Here is a 19,501-nt window from a genome sequence, read left to right as displayed (position 1 = left end):
CGGAGCCCGCTCAGGCGGCGGCGCTGGTCCCCTTGACCAGGTGGCACGCGGCCCAGTGGCCCGGGGCGATCTCCTCCAGCGCGGGGCGCTCTTCAAAGCAGATCTTCTCCGCCAGGGGGCAGCGGGTGCTGAAGGGGCACCCCCGCGGCGGGTTGACCGGGCTCGGCACGTCGCCCTTGAGCACGATGCGCTCCCGGGTCCGCTCCACGCTGGGGTCAGGGATGGGCACCGCCGAGAGCAGCGCCTGGGTGTAAGGATGCTGGGGCCGGAGGTAGAGCTCGTCGCTGGGCGCCAGCTCCATGACCTGTCCCAGGTACATCACCGCCACCCGGTCGCTGATGTGCTTCACCATCGACAGGTCATGGGCGATGAAGATGTAGGTCAGCCCGAACTGCTCCTGGAGGTCGGTCATCAGGTTGACGATCTGGGCCTGGATCGACACGTCCAGGGCGGAGATGGGCTCGTCAGCGACGATGAACTCGGGCTGAACCGCCAGTGCCCGGGCGATGCCGATGCGCTGCCGCTGGCCGCCCGAGAACTCGTGGGGGAACCGGTTGGCGTGCTCCCGGTTCAGGCCCACCAGGTTCAGCAGCTCGTGGATGCGCTCGGTTCGCTCCTTGCGCCCCTTCACCATGCCGTGCAGGTCCAGGGCCTCGCCGATGATCTCCGACACCAGCATGCGCGGGTTCAGCGAGGCGTACGGGTCCTGGAAGATCATCTGGGCCCGCCGGCGGAACTGCATCAGGTCCTTGCCAGCCAGCTTGTGCACGTCCTGGCCGTCAAACAGCACCTGGCCTTCCGTCGGGTCGTACAGGCGCACCACGGTGCGGCCCACCGTGGACTTGCCGCACCCCGACTCGCCCACCAGCCCCAGCACCTCGCCGCGCCGCAGGCTGAAGGAGACGCCGTCCACGGCCTTGAGGACCGCGCCCCGGCCCACCTCGAAGTACCGCTTGACGTTGCGCAGCTCAAGCAGCGGGCGCTCTTCCGCCGGCGTCGTGGCGTCCGGCGCCGCGGCCCGCCGCGGGGCCTGTGCCGTCGCGGTTCCGGATCCGTCCCTGGCCATGGATCACGCCCCCCTTTCCTCGGCGTTGAGACCGACCACCGGCGCGTACGGGTGGTGGAGCCAGCACCGGGCGAGATGCCCCGGCCGGATTTCCTCCAGCTCCGGGTCGTAGTCGTGGCAGACGCGCATGGTGTACGGGCAGCGAGCCGCAAAGGCACAGCCTGCCGGCGGCGCGAACAGGTCGGGCGGCGTTCCGGGGATCGCCTGCAGGCGGTCCCGGCGGTCGTCCAGGCGCGGGATCGACCGCAGCAACGCCTCGGTGTACGGGTGCTTGGGATGGTGGAAGATCTCGTCCGCCGTCCCCTGTTCCACGATCTGGCCCGCATACATCACGGCGATGCGGTCGGCCATGCGCGCCACCACACCCAGGTCATGGGTGATCAGGATGATGGCCGTCCCCAGCCGCTGCTTCAGATCCTGCATGAGTTCCAGGATCTGGGCCTGGATCGTCACATCGAGCGCCGTGGTGGGCTCGTCGGCGATGAGCAGCGCCGGGTTGCAGGCCAGGGCGATGGCGATCATGGCCCGCTGCCGCATGCCCCCCGAGAACTGGTGGGGGTACTGGCGCACCCGGGTCTCCGGATTCGGAATCCCGACCATTTGCAGGAGCTCGATGGCGCGCGCCATGGCCTGGTCGGGCCGCATCCCCTGGTGCTTGATCAGCGGTTCGGTGATCTGCCGCCCGATGGTCATGGTCGGGTTGAGGGAGGTCATGGGATCCTGGAAGATCATGCCCATGGACCGCCCCCGGATCTTCTGCATCTCCCGCTCGGGCAGCTTGACCAGGTCCTTCCCCTGAAAGCGGATGCTGCCGCTCACGATCCGCCCCGGCGGCATGGGGATCAGGCGCATGATGGTCTGGGCCGTGACGGACTTGCCGGAGCCCGATTCCCCTACGATGCACAGCGTCTCGCCCTTGTGCAGGTCGAAGGAGACGCCGCGGACCGCCTGGACCTCGCCGCCGTGGGTGCGGAAGTGAACGCGCAGGTCGCGGACTTCCAGCAGCTTCTCCATGGCCTTCGTCCTTTCTCTACCGGGCCCGCAGGCGCGGATCCAGGGCATCCCGCAGGCCGTCGCCCACGGCGTTGAAGGCGAACATGGTGATGCTCAGCGCCAGGGCCGGGAAGGCGAACTGCCAGGGCCAGATGCGCATCACGGTGTAGGCTTCGTTGATCAACGTACCCCAGCTGGCCCGCGGCGGCGGCACGCCCAGCCCGATGAAGCTCAGGAACGCCTCCCCGAAGATGGCCCCCGGTACGGTAAGCGTCAGGCTGACGATGATGGGCCCCATCACGTTGGGCACCAGGTGGCGCAGGATCAATGCCATGGTGGGCACGCCCAGCACCCTCGCCGCCAGGACGAACTCCATCTCCCGCAGCTGCAGGATCTGACCGCGCACCAGCCGTGCCATGCCGACCCAGCCGGTCATGCCCATGGCCAGAATGATGGTGGGCAGGCCCGGGTTCATCACCACCAGCAGGAGGATCACCAGCAGCAAGTACGGGATACCGTACAGGATGTCGATGATGCGCATCATGATCTCATCGACCCGGCCGCCCAGGTAGCCGGAGATGCCACCGTACAGCACGCCGATGATCAGCTCCAGCAGCGCGGCCACGATGCCGATGAAGAGGGAGATGCGCCCGCCCATCCAGACCCGGGTGAACAGGTCCCGGCCGATCTGGTCGGTGCCGAACCAGAACTGGGCCGAGGGCGGCTTGTTGATGTTGGCGTAGTCCTGGTAGTCAAAGGTGTGGCCCTGCAGGTGGAACGAGAGGATCGGGCCAAAGATGGCCCCCAGGGCCATGAAGATCAGCAGCACCAGGCCCAGCATGGCCAGCCGGTTCGCCCGGAAGCGGATCCACGCGTCCTGCCAGAAGGTCAGGCTTGGGCGAACGATGGCCTCGGCCTCGCTCGCGGCCACCGGTGCCGGTTGGAACAGATCCGGCGTCAGCGTGGGGCGCGCCGGCGCCGGGACTTGGGCGGGTGCCGCCCGGTTGACTGCCATGGATTCACCCCCTGGCCCGATTGGTCAGCCGGATCCGCGGATCGATGATCCCGTAGGACAGGTCGACCAGGAAGTTGGCGATGATCAGGAACACAAAGTAAAACACCGTGGTCCCTAGAATCAAGGGATAGTCCCTCTGGTACACGCTATCAACGTAATACTTGCCAAGGCCAGGAATCCCAAAGATGGCCTCGATGACCACGGTGCCGGTCAGAATCCCCGCCACCAGCGGGCCCATGATGGTCACGATGGGCAGGATCGCATTGCGCAGGGCGTGGCGCCAGATGACCTCGCCCTGCGACAGCCCCTTGGCCCGCGCGGTGGTGATGTAGTCCTGCCCCATGACGTCCAGCATCTGCGTGCGCATGAGGCGCACCAGCGTAGCCAGCATGGTGCCGCCCAGGGCCAGCGACGGCAGGATCGAGGTCTTCCAGGTACCGTTCCACAGGACCGGAACCCAGCCCAGTTTCACGGCGAACAGCCACTGGGCAAAGACGGCGATGACGAAGCTGGGCACCGACACACCCAGCACGGCGATGACCATGGCCGTGTAGTCCGGCCAGCGGTTGCGGTTCAGGGCAGCGACGGTCCCAAGGCTAAGCCCCACGACCAGCGCGAAGATCAGGGCCTGCCCGCCGATCCAGGCCGAATACGGGAACCCTTCGGCGATCATCCGGTTGACGCTCTGGCCGATGTTCTTCAGGGAAACGCCCAGATCCCCCTGGAGCAGGTTGCCCCAGTACCGCAGATACTGCTCCCACAAAGGGTCGTTGAGCCCGTACTTGTCCATCATCAGCGCCAGGATCTCGGGCCTCAACCGGGGGTCGGCAAAGGGATTCCCCGGGATGGCGTGCATCATCACGAAGGTCAGCGTGACCACGGCCCAGATGGAGATCACCATCAAGACCAGGCGCTGCGCTACGTAACGCCGCATTGGTTCTCCCCCCTCCCGCCACCACAGGGGCAGGACGGACGAGATCCCGGCCGCGAGGCCGGGATCTCGTCCCGTCCCAACCGGTCTCGTGTTCCTTGCTGCAGGTTGCCGCCCGGAACCCGCGGCCGGCGGTGCGCGGCGGCCGTCCCGCCGCGCACCGGGCCTTGACCCTGCCTGCCGCGGGCCTCACGCCAAGCTTACTTGCCGCGGCCCTCGGTGTAAGCCCACTTGAATTCGGGGCTGAAGCCGACGGCGCGCCGGATCAGGTTCTTGACGTAAGGCTTCTGGGCATACAGCACCTCGCGGTGGTAGATGGGCACGATGGGCACGTCCTGGCCGATGAGCTTCTCCAGCTCGATGGCCAGCTCCCGCTGCTGGGCGGGATCGGTCGCCTGCTGGAGCTGCTTGACCAGGTTGTCGTACTGCTCGCTGCAGTACTTGCCGTCGTTGTAGGGCCCGTCACACACCCACATGTCGAGGAAGGTCAGCGGGTGGTCGTAGTCCGGACCCCAGCCGGCCATGATCACGTCGAACTTCTGGGTGCGCTGGCGCTCCAGCCGCTCCTCGAAGGGCACCTGGACGATCTGCATGTCGATGCCCAGGTTCTGCTTCAGCTGCTGCTGGAAGAACTCCAGGCGCGTCTTCACCACGTCGCCGTTGTCACCCACGAACTCCAGGGTCGGCAGCTCGCTGATGCCTTCCTCCTGGAGGGCCTCCTGCCAGAGGCGCTTGGCCTCTTCCGGCTGGGCCTTGGTGGGGAACAGGTTGAGCGGGCGCACGTACTTCTCTTCGAAGCTCACGCCCGGCTCGCCCGGCGAGGTGATGACCGGGTTGGTGTAGCTGACGGCCGGCAGGCCGATGCCCTTGTTCAGGGTGTTGATGTAGATGTCCCGGTCAATGGCCAGGGCCACGGCCCGGCGCGCCTTGGGGTTGTTCCAGGGCTTCTTGGTGGTGTTCAGCACCAGGTAGAAGGTGGCGCCGTCGGCGTAGCGGCCCAGCTCGTCGGCATGGGTCTGCTCGAACTGCTCCTTGAACTCCGCCGGGACGCCCGTGATGTCGATCTCGCCGGCCTCATAGGCGTTGATGTAGGCCGCCGCGTCGCTGACCATCACGAAGTCGATGTAGTCGAGCTTGACGCTCTGGGCATCCCAGTAGGTCGGGTTCTTCTCCAGGCGCAGCGAGTTGTTGTGGTTCCATTCCTTGACGATGAAGGGACCGTTGTACACGGCCTTGTCGGCATCGGTGGCGAACTGGTCGCCGTACTGCTCGACGATGTCCTGCCGCACCGGCCGCCAGACCGGGAAGGTCAGCAGGTTCATGAAGAAGGGCACGTTCTGGCTGAGCGTGACCTTCAGCGTCTTCTCGTCGACGACCTCGATGCCGACGTTGTTCAGCGCCTCTTCGATCTTGGCATCGTCGCCCTCGCACGAGCCGTCGTCGCCGCAGGCGCCCGCCACGGCATCGCCACCCTTGATGTACGGGTAGACGATGTAGGAGTACTGCGAGGCCGTCCGCGGGTCCATGGCCCGCTTCCAGGCGAAGGCGAAGTCGTTGGCGGTCACGGGCTTGCCGTCGCTCCACTGCGCGTCACGCAGGTGGAAGGTGTAGGTCAGCCCGTCCTCGGAGACCTCCCAGCTTTCGGCAATGCCGCTGCCCTGAGGGAAGTCGCCGTTGGCGTCCTGGCGCACCAGCCCCTCGTAGGTGGCGCCGATGATCTCAAAGGAAATGGTGTCAGTAGCAAGCTGGGGATCGAGGCTCGGCGGCTCGTCGCCCAGGTTCAGCTTGAGATAGTTGGGGCTGTCCGGCCCGCTGGCCTGAGACGGCTCCTGCTGCTGGGGCTGCTGGTTGTCCGTGCTCTGCCCGCCCCCGCCGCTTCCGCAGGCGGAGAGGACGAGGGCAGCCACCACCAGCAGGCTATAAAGGGCCAGCCACTTACGGTTCCGCTTCAACATATGGGTACCCCCCTGATGCAGGTTTGCGCCCGGTGGCGCAGACCGGCCTGATGGGGATTCACCTCCTTTCGCCGGTCGTTTTTCGACAAACAGCATACACCGTGGGAATGTTCTCGCCAGGTAAGCAATTTCCTTCTTGCCCGCTGTCCGCCAGCCAGGGAATAAGCGGCGCTGCCGCCAGCCTTCAACCACCAGTCCCTTCCGGACGCCGCCGGTGCCGCTGGCCGGACCCCGCCCGGCGCGTGCAGCCACCGCCGCCCGGACTCCGCAGAGCCGCCCGCTGGTTCACCATGCTCGGGGCCATCCCCCCGTGCCTCGCCGGCGATGCCGCGCGCACGGGCGCCTGCAGGCTCGCCGGGGTCCCCGCGGCACCTCACGGGGAGCCGGCCGGTTCCCAGGCACCGGTGGCAGGCAGCTTCTCGGCCAGGTGGCACGCGACCAGGCGGCCGCCCTCCACGGCCCGCAGGGCCGGTTCTTCCTGGCGGCAGACGGCTTCGGCAAAGGGACAGCGGGTGTGGAAACGGCAGCCGGCCGGCGGGTTGGCCGGCGAGGGCACGTCGCCCTGCAGCACGATGCGCTCCCGCTGCCGCTGGCGGGGCGGGTCGGGCAGCGGCACGGCCGACAGCAAGGCCTGGGTGTAAGGATGCAGGGGGCGGCGAAACAGGTCTTCCACCGGCGCCAGCTCCACCAGCTTGCCCAGGTACATCACCCCGACCCGGTCGCTGATGTGGCGGACCACCGACAGGTCGTGGGCGATGAAAAGGTAGGTCAGGCCGAAGCGGTCCTGCAGGTCTTCCAGCAGGTTGATCACCTGGGACTGGATGGACACGTCCAGTGCCGAGACGGGCTCGTCGCAGACGACAAACCGCGGGTTAAGGGCCAGGGCCCGGGCGATGCCGATGCGCTGGCGCTGGCCGCCGGAGAACTCGTGGGGGTAGCGCCGGGCGTGCTCGGGGGCAAGCCCGACCAGCTCCAGCAGCTCGGCGACCCGCTCCCGCAGCGCGCGGCCGCGGGCTATGCCGTGCACGGCCAGGGCCTCGCCGATGATGTCCCCCACCGTCAGCCGCGGGTTGAGGGACCCGAAAGGATCCTGGAAGATGATCTGCATGTCCCGGCGCAGCCGGCGCAGGGCCGCGCCGCGCAGCTGGAAGATGTCCGTGCCGTCGAACCGGACCGAACCGGCCGTGGGCTCCAGCAGGCGCAGGACGAGCCGCCCCGTGGTGGTCTTGCCGCAACCGGACTCGCCCACCAGCCCCAGGGTCTCCCCCGGGAAGATGTCGAGGTCGATGCCGTCCACGGCGCGCACCCAGCCGCGCGGGCGGCCCAGCCGGCCGCCGCCGGCGGGGAAGTGCTTCTTCAGGCCGCGGATCTCGATCAGGGGGCGGCTCATGGGCGGATCCCTCCCGTGGCCGCGCCGGGCCGTTGCTGCGTCCCACCGGATGGGCGATCGACGCCGGCCGGGCCGTCAACGCCGGCCGGGGCACCGCTCGCTGCCGGGACACTGCCGGCTCGGCTGCCGCCGGCCGGGAGGTCGCCGGCACCCGGGGCACCGCCCGCCCCGGCGGCGCCCGCCGCCGGCGCTCCGCCGGCGGCCGGTTCGTCCCGGAGCCAGCAGGCCACCCAGCGCCCCTCGCCGGCGGGCTTCAACGCCGGCTCCTGATGGCGGCAGATGTCCATGGCGTAGGGGCAGCGCGGGTGGAACCGGCACCCCGCCGGCAGCCGCGCCGGGCTCGGCACCTGGCCCGGGATCACGTGGAGCCGCTGGGCGCGCCGGTGCAGCTGGGGCATGGAGGCCAGCAAGCCCTCCGTGTAGGGGTGGAGCGGCCGGGCGAACAGGTCGTCCACCGGCGCCGCCTCCACGATGCGGCCGGCGTACATCACCAGCACCCGGTCCGCCATGTCCGCCACCACGCCCAGGTCGTGGGTGATCAGCAGGATGGCCGTGCCCAGGCGCCGGCGCAGGTCCTTCATGAGATCGAGGATCTGGGCCTGCACCGTCACGTCCAGGGCCGTGGTGGGCTCGTCGGCGATGAGCAGCTGGGGATCGCAGGCCACGGCCATGGCGATCATCACCCGCTGGCGCATGCCCCCGGACATCTGGTGAGGGTACTGGCGCGCCCGCACCTCCGGGTCGGGGATGCCGACCAGCCGGAGCAGCTCCACCGCCCGGGCCTGCGCCTCCCGGCGGGAGAGGCGGCGGTGCCAGCGCAGGGCCTCGGCGATCTGCTCGCCGGCGGTGAAGACGGGGTTCAACGAGGTCATGGGCTCCTGGAAGATCATGGCGATGCGGTTGCCGCGGATGCGGCGCATCTCGGCCTCGCCGAGGCGCAAGAGATCCCGGCCCTCGAACAGGATGGAGCCGCCGGTGATGCGGCCGGGGGGCGAGGGGATGAGCCGCAGGATGGAAAGGGAGGTCACGCTCTTCCCTGAGCCGGACTCCCCCACCAGGCCCACCGTCTCGCCGCGGTGGATGGTGAAGCTGACACCGTCCACGGCGGCAAAGCGGACCCCGCCGGCGTGGAACTCGGTGCGCAAGTCGCGCACTTCCAGAAGGGGCTCGGCACTCCCGCGCCGGTCCGGCGCCGCCGGTTCCGTACCGGCCCGGGACGCCGCGCCAGCGGGCCGGGACCCGGTCCTGGGCGGGACCGGCGAGGGCGAGGGGGGGCCGGAGTGGGCCAGCGACCGGCCGGGGAACGGGCTTCCCGTCCCGGCCGCGGCCGCAAACGGGGACTGGGTTGCCTCGGGCAACGCGGGTTCCTCCCAGGTGCGGTAGACGGGGCGCCGCCGGCGGGGCCGGCGGCGCCCGGTGCGCAGCATGTCCGGTGGCGATTCCCTGCAGTGGTTCGCTGCACGATTCCGGGATCCTTCCCGTCGGCGGCCGGAGGTGGCGGCCGGGCCCCCTCCCCGCGCGCCGCCTAGGCCTGCAAAGGCTCCGGCCGGGCAGGTCCGCCGTCATGCCTGCCCCGGCCCATCCCGCCAGGCCTTCGCCGGATTCCCGTTCCACCGGGGCATGGCCGGATGCGCCGCCGGATCCCGCACCCCTGCACAGCGGGCCCCTCACCCTTCCGCCGGCTCGCGGCCGACAAGCCGCAGGAAGGCCGCCTCGTCCAGCACGGGGATGCCCAGCTCCCGCGCCCGGGCCAGCTTGGAACCCGCCCCCTCGCCTGCCACCACGTAGTCCGTCTTGCGGCTGACGCTGCCGGTGGCCCGGCCGCCCAACGCCTCCACCAGCTCCTGGGCCTCATCCCGGGTCATGCTGGCCAGGCCGCCGGTGAACACGAAGGTCTTGCCGGCCACCCGCTCCCGTACCTCGGGCGGCACATCGGGCCAACCGGCCGGCGCACCGGCGGCACCCGCTCCCGCCCCGGGGCCGGCTCCAGGGACGAACCCGGCCCCCGCAGCCCCATCCCCGGCGCCTGCCCCGCCGCCCGCGGCCACCCCGGCGCCCGTCGCTGCGACGCTGCCCACCGCGGTCCCTGGCGCCCCTGTTCCTGTAGCCGCCGGGCCGCCAGGGGCCGTGCCCGCTGCTCCCCCGGGCCCGCCCGCGGCCGTCCCTGCCGCCACCACCGCCCGCGCCGCGGCACTGCCCGGCTCCGGCGCGCCCGCCGCCGCCTGCACCCCCGCCTCCGCCAGCCGGCAGATCAGCTGGCGGTTGTGCTCGTCCTGGAAGAAGGTGGCCACGCTCTCGGCGATGCGGGGCCCGATCTCGCGGACGGCCATCAGCTCGTCCTGCCCCGCCGCCATCAGGTGCTGGATGGTGCCGAAGTGCCGCGCCAGGAGCCCGGCCACCCGCTCGCCCACGAAGCGGATGCCCAGGCCGTAGAGCAGCCGGCGCAGCGGCCGCCCCCGGGAAGCGTCGATGGCGGCCACCAGGTTGGCGGCGGACTTGGGACCCATGCGCTCCAGCTGGGCCAGGGGCTCCGGCTCCAGGTGGTAGAGGTCGGCCACGTCGCGCACCAGCCCCCGGCCGACCAGCTGCTCGATGATGGCCGGCCCCAGCCCCTCGATGTCCATGGCGTCCCGCGAGGCGAAGTGGCGGATGCGCTCCAGCTGCTGGGCCGGGCAGGCCGCGTTGGGACAGCGGGTGGCCGCCTCGCCTTCCACCCGCACCACCGGGCTGCCGCAGGCGGGGCAGTGCTCGGGCATGGTGAAGGGCCGCTCGGCGCCCGTGCGGGCCTCCTTCACCACCTCGACCACTTCGGGGATGATCTCCCCCGCCTTGTGGACCACCACCAGATCGCCGATGCGCACGTCCTTCTCCCGGATGTAGTCGGCGTTGTGCAGGCTGGCCCGGCTGACGGTGGTCCCCGCCAGCAGCACGGGATCCAGCACCGCCACCGGCGTCAGGGCACCGGTGCGGCCCACGCTGACCAGGATGTCCCGCACCCGCGTCCGCGCCTTCTCCGCCGGGAACTTGTAGGCGATGGCCCAGCGCGGGCTGCGGGCCGTGGCGCCCAGCTGCCGCTGCTGTTCCAGGTCGTCGACCTTGATCACGATGCCGTCGGTCAGGTACGGCAGCTGGTGGCGCCGCTCGGCCCACTCGTCGATGTAGGCGAAGAGCTCGTCCAGGCTGGTGCACCGCCGGGCGTGGGGGTTGACGGGCAGCCCCCACGCCCGCAGGGTCTGGAGCACCTCCCACTGGGTGCGCGGCGCCGGCTCGTCCCCCTCCCAGCCCGCCAGGGCGTAGACCCACAGGTTCAGCGACCGGGAGGCCGTCACCGCCGGATCCAGCTGGCGCACCGAGCCGGCCGCCGCGTTGCGCGGGTTGGCGAAGGGCGCCAGCCCCCGTGCCTCCTGTTCCTGGTTGAGCCGGCGGAAGGCGTCGAAGGTCATGTAGACCTCGCCGCGGATCTCCACCCGCCGGGGCACCGGCCGCTCCCGGTCCCGCAGCCGCAGGGGCAGGCTGCGGATGGTGCGCAGGTTGGCGGTGACGTCTTCCCCCGCCTCGCCGTCGCCGCGGGTGGCGCCGCGGACGAACCGGCCTCCCTCGTAGGTCAGGGCAATGGACAGGCCGTCGATCTTCAGCTCCGCCACATAGGCCACATCGTCCCCCACCGCGCGGCGGACCCGCTGATCGAAGGCCTCCAGCTCCTCGCGGCTGAAGGCGTTGTCCAGGCTGAGCATGGGCTCGGCGTGTTCGACCCGGGCAAAGGGCGCGGCCGGGCGGCCCCCGACCCGCTGGGTGGGCGAGTCGGGGGTGACCAGCTGGGGGAACCGCCGCTCCAGCTCCCGCAGCTGGCGCATCAGGGCGTCGTAGGCGGCGTCGTCGATCTCGGGCCGGTCGAGCACGTAATAAAGGTAGTCATGATGCCGGATCTGCTCGCGCAGGGCCTCCACCCGGGCCCGGGCCGCCTCCAGGTCGGCCGGAACGCCCGCCGCCGGGCGCCCCGCCGGCGCCCCTCCCCCGGCCCCGGCCGCCCCCAGGCCCTTGTCCGCCGCTGGAGCCTCATCCCCCGCGGCCTGCGGGCCTGCTCCCGCGCCCTCCCCCGCGCTCCACAGGTCCCCCTGGCCGTCCATGACCATTCCCCCTTGCCCCGGCGTCTTCAAGCCCGCCGCAGGTTGGCGTAGCGCACGATGAAGGTCTTGAGGCCGGCGTCGGGGAAGGCGATGGTCACCTCGGCGTCGTCCCCCTCACCCCGGCGCATAATCACGGTGCCCTGGCCGAAACGCGGGTGAACCACCCTCTCCCCGGGCCGGAAATCGCCCCCGGGGCCGCGCCCGGGCAGGGCGCTCCCCGCCGCGCCCGCCCCGCCGTGGGCGCCGCCGGCGCCGCCGGTTCCTCCCGAAGCACCCCTGCCCGGACCGGTGGAACCGGCCCGGGCGGCCCGCCCGGCACCCCATGGGCCGCCGTGCCGGCCGGTCCCGCCTGCCCCCGCGAAGATCCCCGGGAAGCTTCCCGGGAAAGCCGCCCTGGACCCGCGCCCGGGGCGACCGTTCCCGCCCCAGAGGGGCTCCTCCTCGTCCAGGTCCGGATCGCCCCCGCCGGGCGGCAGTCCCTGCCACTCCAGGTAGCGCTCATCGGCCTCCTCCAGGAAGCGGGAGGGCACCTGGCGCCGGGTGGCGCCGAACAGGGTCCGCTGGCGGGTGAAGCACAGGTAGAGCCGCTGCCGTGCCCGGGTCATCCCCACGTAGCAGAGGCGGCGTTCCTCCTCCAGCTCCTGCGGGTCGTCCAGGGAACGGCTGTGGGGGAAGACCCCCTCTTCCATCCCCGTGATGAAGACCACGTCGAACTCCAGGCCCTTGGCGCTGTGCAGGGTCATCAGGGAGACGGCCCGGGCCCCTTCCTCCAGCTGGTCCACGTCGCTGACCAGGGCCACCTCCGCCAGAAAGTCGACCAGGGGCGCGTCGCCCGGCCCCCGCTGGCGTTCGAAGTCCCGGGCCACCGAGAGCAGCTCCTTGAGGTTCTCCAGCCGGGTCATGGCGTCGGGCGTCTGCTCCTGCTCCAGCATCTCCCGGTAGCCCGTGCGCTCCAGGGCCAGGGCGATGACGTCATAGGCCGGCCGGTTTTCCGCCGCCGCCCGCAGGTCGGCGATCACCCCGCCGAAGGCCAGCAGGGCGGCCGCCTGGGGACGGGTGATGCCCGGAATGGTCTCGGCGGCCGCCAGAGCCTCCAGCATGCCGGCGCCCTCCCGGTCCAGGTACGCCTCCAGCCGGGCCAGGGTGGCCTCCCCGATCCCGCGCCGCGGCACGTTGATCACCCGCCGCAGGCTGATCCGGTCCTCGGGGTTCACCGCCAGGCGCAGGTAGGCCAGGATGTCCTTGACCTCCTTCCGCTCGTAGAACTTGAGGCCCCCGACGATGCGGTAGGGGATGCCCCGGCGCAGCAGGGTCTCCTCCACCACCCGCGACTGGGCGTGGGTACGGTAGAGCACGGCCATCTCCCCGTACTCGTGGCCCTCGGCGTGCAGCCGCTCCATCTCCCGGGCCACGAACCAGGCCTCGTCGTGCTCGTCGGCGGCGCCGAAGACCACCACCCGCGCCCCCTCCCCGTGGACGGAGCGCAGCTGCTTCTCCTTGCGCTGGGTGTTGTGCTCGATCACCGCCTGGGCGGCTCCCAGGATGGAGGCCGTGGAGCGGTAGTTCAGCTCCAGCCGCACCACCCGGGCGTCGGGATAGTCTTCCTCAAAGCGCAGGATGTTGGTGATGTCGGCGCCCCGCCAGCGGTAGACGCTCTGGTCCGGGTCGCCCACCACGAACAGGTTGCGGTGCCCTGCCGCCAGGAGGCGCAGCAGCCGGTACTGGGCGTGGTTGGTGTCCTGGTACTCGTCCACCAGGATGTGGACGAACCGGCGCTGATAGTAGGCCAGCACGTCGGGCGCCTCTTCCAGCAGGCGCACCGCCTGCATCAGCAGGTCGTCGAAGTCCATGGCGCCGTTGCGCTCCAGCCGCTGCTGGTAGGCGGCGTACACCATGGCCACCTGCTGGCGGTAGAAGTCCCGGTAGCGGGCGGCGAACTGCTCGGGATCCAGCAGCTGGTTCTTGGCGGCCGAGATGGCCGCCCCCACCGCATTGGGCGGGTAGCGGGTCTCGCTGAGGTTCCGCTCCTTGAGGACCTCCCGGAGCACCGCGCGGCGGTCGTCCTCGTCCAGGATGACGAAGTTGCGATCGTAGCCGATGCGGTAACCGTCCCGGCGCAGGATGCGCACGCAGCTGGCGTGGAAGGTGCCGATCCACATGTCCCGGGCGCCGGCCCCCACCAGCTGCTCGACCCGCTCCCGCATCTCCCGGGCCGCCTTGTTGGTGAAGGTGATGGCCAGGATCTGGTGGGGCGCCACCCCCTGCTCCAGCAGGTAGGCCACCCGGCGGGTCAGCACCCGGGTCTTGCCGCTCCCGGCCCCGGCCAGCACCAGCACGGGACCGCCGGGATGGGTGACCGCCTCCCGCTGCGCCGGGTTGAGATCTGCCAGCAAATCCGCCAAAACCAGAACCTCCCAACGCCGGGCCTGCCGGTCCCGAAACACCCCGGGCCGGTCCTGCCGGACCGGGGCCCCGCCCCGATGCCGGTCAGGAGCCGGTCCGGCCTGGTCCTCCCACCCGGCCCGCCGGCCCCGGCTGCGCGCCCGGGGACGGGGGGCCGGCGGCCGCCGGTTCGTCCGCGGACGGGGGGCCGTCGACGGGCAGCACCACACGCATCCGCGTGCCCCGACCCGGCTCGCTGTCCACGTCGATGTGCCCGCCGTGGCTGCGGACGATGCCGTAGCTCACCGCCAGGCCCAGGCCCGTGCCCCCCTCTTTGGTGGAGAAGAAGGGGTCGAAAATCCGGCCCAGGTGTTCGGGCGGAATCCCGGGCCCGCGGTCTTCCACCTCGACCACCACGGTCCCCGCCGCGGGATTGGCGAAGGCCCGGATCTGCAGGCAGCCGCCTTCCGGCATGGCGTCCAGGCCGTTGCGGATCAGGTTGAGGAACACCTGCCGCAGCTGGCCCTCGTCGGCCACCACGGGCGGCAGCGGCTCCCTCACCCGCAGCTCCACGGCGCAGCTCCGGGCCGCCTGGTCCAGGCGAATCATGTCCACCAGCCGCTGCAGCAGCGCGCCCACATCCACGCGGCGCAGGCGCAGCCGGGGCTGGCGGGCCAGCAGCAGCAGGTCGTTGACGATGGTCTCGATCCGCTCGATCTCCTGCAGGACGATGTCGATGTAGCCCGCTGCCTCGCCTTCCAGCCGCCGGTCCAGGAGCTGGATGAACCCCTTGATGGCGGTCAGGGGATTGCGGATCTCGTGGGCAGCGCCCGCCGCCAGCTGGCCCACCGCCGCCAGGCGCTCCGAGCGCCGCGCCCGCAGTTCCAGTTCCCGTTCCTGGGTCACGTCCTGCAACAGCACCACGGCCCCGGCCTTCTCCCCGTCCGGTCCCACCAGGGGAAAGGCGCGGACCGCCACGGCCAGCGGCGACCCGTCCCGCCCCTCCAGCTCCAGGAGGCGCGGGGGCAGGGGCTCGGGCGCCTCCAGCTGTTCCAGCAGCATGCTATCACAGGGGTTGCTCGCCCCCAAGGGCCGCGGCCGCGATACCACAGCCGGCGCCCAGCCGGCCCGCTCCAGGATGGCCGCCGCCGCGCGGTTGACCAGGGTGACCGTGCCGGCGGCGTCGGCGGCGACGATGCCTGTCCCCACCTGCTCGAAGATCAGGTCCTGGAACCGCTTCAGGGCGGTGAGCTCCTGCAGGCGCGCCTGGACCTGCTCGAACAGCCGGGCGTTGTCGAGGCTCAGGGCCGCCTGGCTGGCCACCACCGCCAGCAGGTCCGTCTGGCTCAGGGCCTGGGGGAGGGGCTCGTCCCGGACCACCACCACCGCCGCCAGCAGCTGGTCCCTGGCCACCAGGGGAAGGGCCAGCACCCACCGCCGCTGGCCCGCCAGCAGCCAGTCCGGCCCCTGGCCGGGTTCCAGCCGGGCCAGCAGCGGCCTGCGCCCTTCCAGCAGCCGCTGGAAGGGCGGACGGTGCAGATCCAGCTCTCCGCCCACCAGGCCCGGCGGCCCGTTGCGCAGGGCCGCCACCCGCAGCACGCCGGTCCGGCCCCCCGGAACCAGCCACAACACGCGCCCGCCCACGACCTGCAGGAAGGTGTCCAGGACCCGCTCGGCCACCTCGTCCGGGCGCAGGGTGGCGTTGATCACCCGGGCCAGGTGGGAGAGGGCCACCACCGCCCCCGCCGCCTGCCGCACCAGGACCTCGTCGTCGAAGCCGGTACCCCGGCCCTTCGCTCCCCGCCCCTCTTCCCGGACGAACCGGCGCAATTGCTCGACCGCCACGGCCAGCTCCCCGGCCACGCTCAGTCCCCGCTCGGGCAGCCAGGCCACACTGCCCCGCACCTGTCCCAGGGCCTCCACCACCTGGGGGTCGAACCGGCTGCCGGCCCGCCCCTGCACCGCCTCCCAGGCCGCCCCGGGATCGCCCCAGCGCTGCAGGGCGAAAAGATAGGCCTCGGCCACGGCCAGGATCCGGCTGCATAGGGGGATGGCCGTGCCTCCCAGGCCGTCGGGCCCGCCGCTGCCGTCCCAATGCTCGTGGTGGTGCCGGAGGACCCTCGCCACCGGCTCCAGCACCGCGATCCGCGCCACCTCCCGGGCCGAGGCCACGGCGTGGCGGGCCAGCTGGGCCGGAGCGGGATCGCCGTCGTCCATGCCCAGGGGGCGCGGCCCGCCTGCCTCGTGCAGAAGCGCGGCCTGGCGCAGGTTGTCGACGTCCCGGCCGGAAACCCCCAGCGCTTCGGCCAGCTCGGTGACCAGCCGCACCAGCATGTCGGTCCGGCGCAGACACTGGGGGTCGGCCTGGAGGGTGCGCAGGAAGCGTTCCACCGCCCGCTGCCGCAGGTGGCGGGTCCAGACGGTGGCCACGTAGTGGTGGACCACCGTCAAAGCGGGGAAGGCGGCCAGGGCCGCGGGGGGATAGCCGTGGCGGGTGAAGAGGATGTAGACGCCCAGGGCCAGCAGGGCGGACACCGCCAGCCGCCAGCTGTCGGCCACCAGGTAGGTGCGCACCTGCTGCCCCAGGGGAACCCGCTTGTAGAGGGCGAAGGCCACCGTCACCAGGGTGGCGTTGACCAGGCCGAAGGCCACGGCGCTGGCCAGGTAGGGGGTGGCGGTGTCGCCCGCCACGAGGGGCAGGCCCCACGCCCCGCCGGTGAGGCGGAAGGCCGCGGCGGCGGCCAGCACGGCCAGCACCGTCTGGCCGATGTTGAAGGCCGTGACCAGGCCGACGGAGCGCCGGCGCAGGGCCAGCAAGCTCCAGCCCACCACCTCGGCCCAGATGGGCACGGGCGGCCCCAGGAGCCACAGGGACACCAGGACCACCAGAGAGCCCATGGAGACCGCCTCCCCGCCGGGCGCGGGCACCTGGTACAGCTCGGCCACCAGCAGGGCGCAACCCAGCACCAGCACCAGCACCGACGGCGGCACCGGCCAGAGCACGGCCTGGACCACCAGGCCCGCCAGGCCCAGGGTGGCCACGGCCAGCATGTACCGGGCGACGGTCCCCGAAGGCTTCATGGCGGTTCCACTTCGCTGGTCCATGCGGCAACCCTCCCCGGCGGCGCGCAGCCGCAGGAGCCCGGGCCGGGATCGCGGTGCCGGTGCCCCTGCCCACGCGAAAGCCGCGTTCGCCCCGGCGAACGCGGCTTTCGCGTCGCAGCAGCCAGCTCCGCAGCCCCGGCCGGAGGGCCGGCCGGGCCGGCCGGACCGGTTCCACCTGCCTTTACACCCCACCGGCGCCCGTGTTTTGATGGTGGTAACCCGGGTGCGAGGGGTGCGGTGGTGCCTGCAGCCAGGCCGGCCAGGGCTGCGGGTCCGGGCCCATCCCTTCCGGCAAGGGGTTACATGGGCCAGCTGACCTGATAGTTCACCACGATGGTCAGCGCCGCCAGCACACCGGCCAGCAGCTTCGCCGCACGGTAAAGCATTCCGTCACCTCCACCCGCGTCCGGCCGGTCCCGCCCCTCCCGCTGATCCCGGGCGGCGACCGGCCGTTCCTTGTCGCGGCCCGGCCAGTTCCCTCCGGCCCTGCTAGGAAAAGGTTACGACAAGCCCACGCAAGATCCTCCTAAATTCGAAAAAATAGGACCGTGCTTCGACCTTTTTCGTCATGTTGTGGCACAGGCCGGCTGCAGCGCCGCTACCGGTCCGGCTACATACATCCTTCGCCGCCGCCACGGCCAACCTGTCCCTCGCGCGGGCGCCCTTCTTGTCGAACGGCGTCTGGGACCCGGGGCCCACCCCCTGGGTCCAGGGCCACGGGCCGGGATCCCCTCGGTCTGGGGCCGGACCCATGCGCCCGGGGCCACCGGCCGGGCAGGGGTCCGGAAGCCCGGAACCCGGCCTCCGGGCCGGGTTCCGGCGGCCATGCCCATGTCTGACGCCTCCCCACGGCTCACTCCCACAGGCCTGACCCCCCGGCGTCACTCCCACTCGATGGTAGCCGGGGGCTTGGACGTGATGTCGTAGACCACGCGGTTGACGCCCTCTACCTCATTGGCCAGACGGCGGGCGATACGGTCGAGGACCTCGTGGGGCAGGCGGGCCCAGTCAGCCGTCATGCCGTCCCCCGAGGTCACCGCCCGCACGGCCACCGCCTCGCCGTAGGTGCGCCGGTCGCCCATCACGCCCACGGTGGGCGTGCCCGTCAGGACGGCAAAGGCCTGCCAGAGGCGACCCTCCAGCCCGGCCCGCCGGATCTCCTCCCGGACGATGCGGTCGCAGGCCCGCAGCCGTTCCAGCCGCTCGGCGGTCACGGGCCCCGCCATGCGGATGGCCAGCCCCGGGCCGGGGAAGGGCTGCCGCTGGACGATGGCCTCCGGCAGCCCCAGGCGGCGCCCCACCTCCCGCACCTCGTCCTTGAACAGGTAGCGGAGCGGCTCCACCAGCCGGAACGCCAGGTCCGGGGGCAGGCCGCCCACGTTGTGATGGCTCTTGATGGTCGCCGCGGCGCCGCCCCCGCTCTCGATCACGTCGGGATAGGTGGTCCCCTGCACCAGGAAGGGGATGGACCCCAGTTCCTCGGCCAGCTGCCGGGCCTCTTCCTCGAACACGCGGATGAAGGTCTCGCCCACGGCCTTGCGCTTGGCCTCGGGGTCGGCGATGCCGTCCAGGGCGGCCAGGAACCGGTCCCGGGCGTCGACCACCCGCAGGTCAATGCCCAGCCCGGCCAGGCTTTCCTGGACCTCCTCCACCTCCCCCGCCCGCAACAGGCCCGTGTCGACGAACACGCAGGCCAGCCGGGGGCCGATGGCCCGGTGGACCAGAACCGCCGCCACGGTGGAGTCGACCCCGCCGCTAAGGGCGCAGAGGGCCCGAGCGCCCTCCAGCTGGCGTCGCAGGGCGGGTACCGCTTCCTCGACGAAGCCGGCCATGGTCCAGCCGGCCCGGCAGCCGCACACGCCGTAGAGGAAGTTGGCCAGGATCTCCCGGCCCCGGGGGGTGTGGCCCACCTCGGGGTGGAACTGGACCCCCAGCCAGCGGCCGCCGCCTCCCTCCACCGCGGCAAAGGGCGAGGCGGCCGTGCGGGCAAGGACGGTGAAGCCCGGCGGCAGCGTTTCCACCCGGTCGCCGTGGCTCATCCACACTTCCAGGCGCGGCCCCAGGCCGGCCAGCAGGCGGCCGGGTTCCTCCACCTCCAGGGTCGCCGGGCCGTACTCCCGCTCTTCCGCGCGGGCCACGCGCCCGCCCAGCTGGTGGACCATGAGCTGCATGCCGTAGCAGATGCCCAGAACGGGCACCCCGGCATGCCACAGGCCGGGATCGCACTGGGGGGCACCGGGCTCGTAGACGCTCGCCGGACCGCCGGAAAGGATCACGCCCCGCGGCCGGTGGCGCAGGATCTGGGCCAGCGGCGCGTTGTGGGGCAGGACCTCCGAGTACACCCCCAGCTCCCGCACCCGGCGGGCGATGAGGTGGCCGTACTGGGAGCCGAAGTCCAGGATCACCACCCGCTCGGCGGGTTCGGCCGGGGAAAGGGGGGAACGGGCATCGGACATGGTCCCATCGCTCCTTTTCATTGACGGCATGATACCATGGTCCGGCCCGAAGCCGGTCCCCCCTGAAACGCCGGTCCCCCC

At 71.7% G+C, this 19,501-nt stretch carries 11 protein-coding genes; all 11 read right to left on the bottom strand.

Annotated features, from left to right (window positions below; genetic code table 11):
- Positions 1 to 10: 10 nt before the first annotated feature.
- The 11 genes from DYI95_RS01285 to guaA all read right to left on the bottom strand — a co-directional run bounded on the left by DYI95_RS01285 (position 11) and on the right by guaA (position 19,420).
- The gene (locus DYI95_RS01285) at positions 11 to 1,066 is read right to left on the bottom strand and encodes an ABC transporter ATP-binding protein (protein ID WP_243149791.1); all 1,056 of its coding nucleotides are present in this window, start codon (positions 1,064 to 1,066) and stop codon (positions 11 to 13) included.
- 3 nt (positions 1,067 to 1,069) lie between these two features.
- Positions 1,070 to 2,080 carry an ABC transporter ATP-binding protein gene (locus DYI95_RS01280; protein ID WP_116901183.1) on the bottom strand — a complete coding sequence of 337 codons (1,011 nt, stop codon included), beginning with the start codon at positions 2,078 to 2,080 and terminating at the stop codon, positions 1,070 to 1,072.
- 16 nt (positions 2,081 to 2,096) lie between these two features.
- The gene (locus DYI95_RS01275; protein ID WP_116901184.1) at positions 2,097 to 3,074 is read right to left on the bottom strand and encodes an ABC transporter permease; all 978 of its coding nucleotides are present in this window, start codon (positions 3,072 to 3,074) and stop codon (positions 2,097 to 2,099) included.
- Between the two features lie 4 nt (positions 3,075 to 3,078).
- Entirely contained in the window at positions 3,079 to 4,008 is a 930-nt protein-coding gene (locus DYI95_RS01270) for an ABC transporter permease (RefSeq protein WP_116901185.1), read from the bottom strand.
- A gap of 197 nt (positions 4,009 to 4,205) precedes the next feature.
- Complete coding sequence (locus DYI95_RS01265) at positions 4,206 to 5,960, bottom strand: ABC transporter substrate-binding protein (protein WP_116901186.1); 1,755 nt, start codon at positions 5,958 to 5,960, stop codon at positions 4,206 to 4,208.
- Between the two features lie 373 nt (positions 5,961 to 6,333).
- Complete coding sequence (locus DYI95_RS01260; RefSeq protein WP_116901187.1) at positions 6,334 to 7,350, bottom strand: ABC transporter ATP-binding protein; 1,017 nt, start codon at positions 7,348 to 7,350, stop codon at positions 6,334 to 6,336.
- Complete coding sequence (locus tag DYI95_RS01255) at positions 7,347 to 8,708, bottom strand: ABC transporter ATP-binding protein (protein ID WP_116901290.1); 1,362 nt, start codon at positions 8,706 to 8,708, stop codon at positions 7,347 to 7,349. The genes DYI95_RS01260 and DYI95_RS01255 overlap by 4 nt, the downstream gene beginning before the upstream one ends.
- 309 nt (positions 8,709 to 9,017) lie before the next feature.
- Positions 9,018 to 11,477, bottom strand: coding sequence for an NAD-dependent DNA ligase LigA (gene ligA / locus DYI95_RS01250; protein ID WP_203530672.1), 2,460 nt, complete (start codon positions 11,475 to 11,477; stop codon positions 9,018 to 9,020).
- Between the two features lie 26 nt (positions 11,478 to 11,503).
- Positions 11,504 to 13,879: an ATP-dependent helicase gene (locus DYI95_RS01245; RefSeq protein ID WP_116901292.1), complete on the bottom strand. Its 2,376-nt coding sequence runs from the start codon at positions 13,877 to 13,879 to the stop codon at positions 11,504 to 11,506.
- An 85-nt stretch (positions 13,880 to 13,964) separates the two neighbouring features.
- Positions 13,965 to 16,964, bottom strand: a complete 3,000-nt coding sequence (locus tag DYI95_RS01240) for an ATP-binding protein (RefSeq protein WP_116901188.1) — start codon at positions 16,962 to 16,964, stop codon at positions 13,965 to 13,967.
- Positions 16,965 to 17,845: 881 nt separating this feature from the next.
- A complete protein-coding gene (gene guaA, locus DYI95_RS01235; protein ID WP_116901189.1) occupies positions 17,846 to 19,420 on the bottom strand; it encodes a glutamine-hydrolyzing GMP synthase in 1,575 nt (524 codons plus the stop codon).
- Positions 19,421 to 19,501: the final 81 nt, after the last annotated feature.

Origin of the sequence: Thermaerobacter sp. PB12/4term (assembly GCF_003403315.2) — a bacterium.
Classification (GTDB): Bacteria; Bacillota; Sulfobacillia; order Thermaerobacterales; family Thermaerobacteraceae; genus Thermaerobacter.
The sequence above is the reverse complement of the archived record's forward strand: the minus strand, read 5'-3'. Positions and strand labels throughout refer to the sequence as shown.

Bases quoted from the DNA above. Each gene is read 5' to 3' on its own strand.
- DYI95_RS01285 (WP_243149791.1), bottom strand. From the start codon at position 1,066: ATGGCCAGGGACGGATCCGGAACCGCGACGGCACAGGCCCCGCGGCGG.
- DYI95_RS01280 (WP_116901183.1), bottom strand. From the start codon at position 2,080: ATGGAGAAGCTGCTGGAAGTCCGCGACCTGCGCGTTCACTTCCGCACC.
- DYI95_RS01275 (WP_116901184.1), bottom strand. From the start codon at position 3,074: ATGGCAGTCAACCGGGCGGCACCCGCCCAAGTCCCGGCGCCGGCGCGC.
- DYI95_RS01270 (WP_116901185.1), bottom strand. From the start codon at position 4,008: ATGCGGCGTTACGTAGCGCAGCGCCTGGTCTTGATGGTGATCTCCATC.
- DYI95_RS01265 (WP_116901186.1), bottom strand. From the start codon at position 5,960: ATGTTGAAGCGGAACCGTAAGTGGCTGGCCCTTTATAGCCTGCTGGTG.
- DYI95_RS01260 (WP_116901187.1), bottom strand. From the start codon at position 7,350: ATGAGCCGCCCCCTGATCGAGATCCGCGGCCTGAAGAAGCACTTCCCC.
- ligA (WP_203530672.1), bottom strand. From the start codon at position 11,477: ATGGACGGCCAGGGGGACCTGTGGAGCGCGGGGGAGGGCGCGGGAGCA.
- DYI95_RS01240 (WP_116901188.1), bottom strand. From the start codon at position 16,964: ATGGACCAGCGAAGTGGAACCGCCATGAAGCCTTCGGGGACCGTCGCC.
- guaA (WP_116901189.1), bottom strand. From the start codon at position 19,420: ATGTCCGATGCCCGTTCCCCCCTTTCCCCGGCCGAACCCGCCGAGCGG.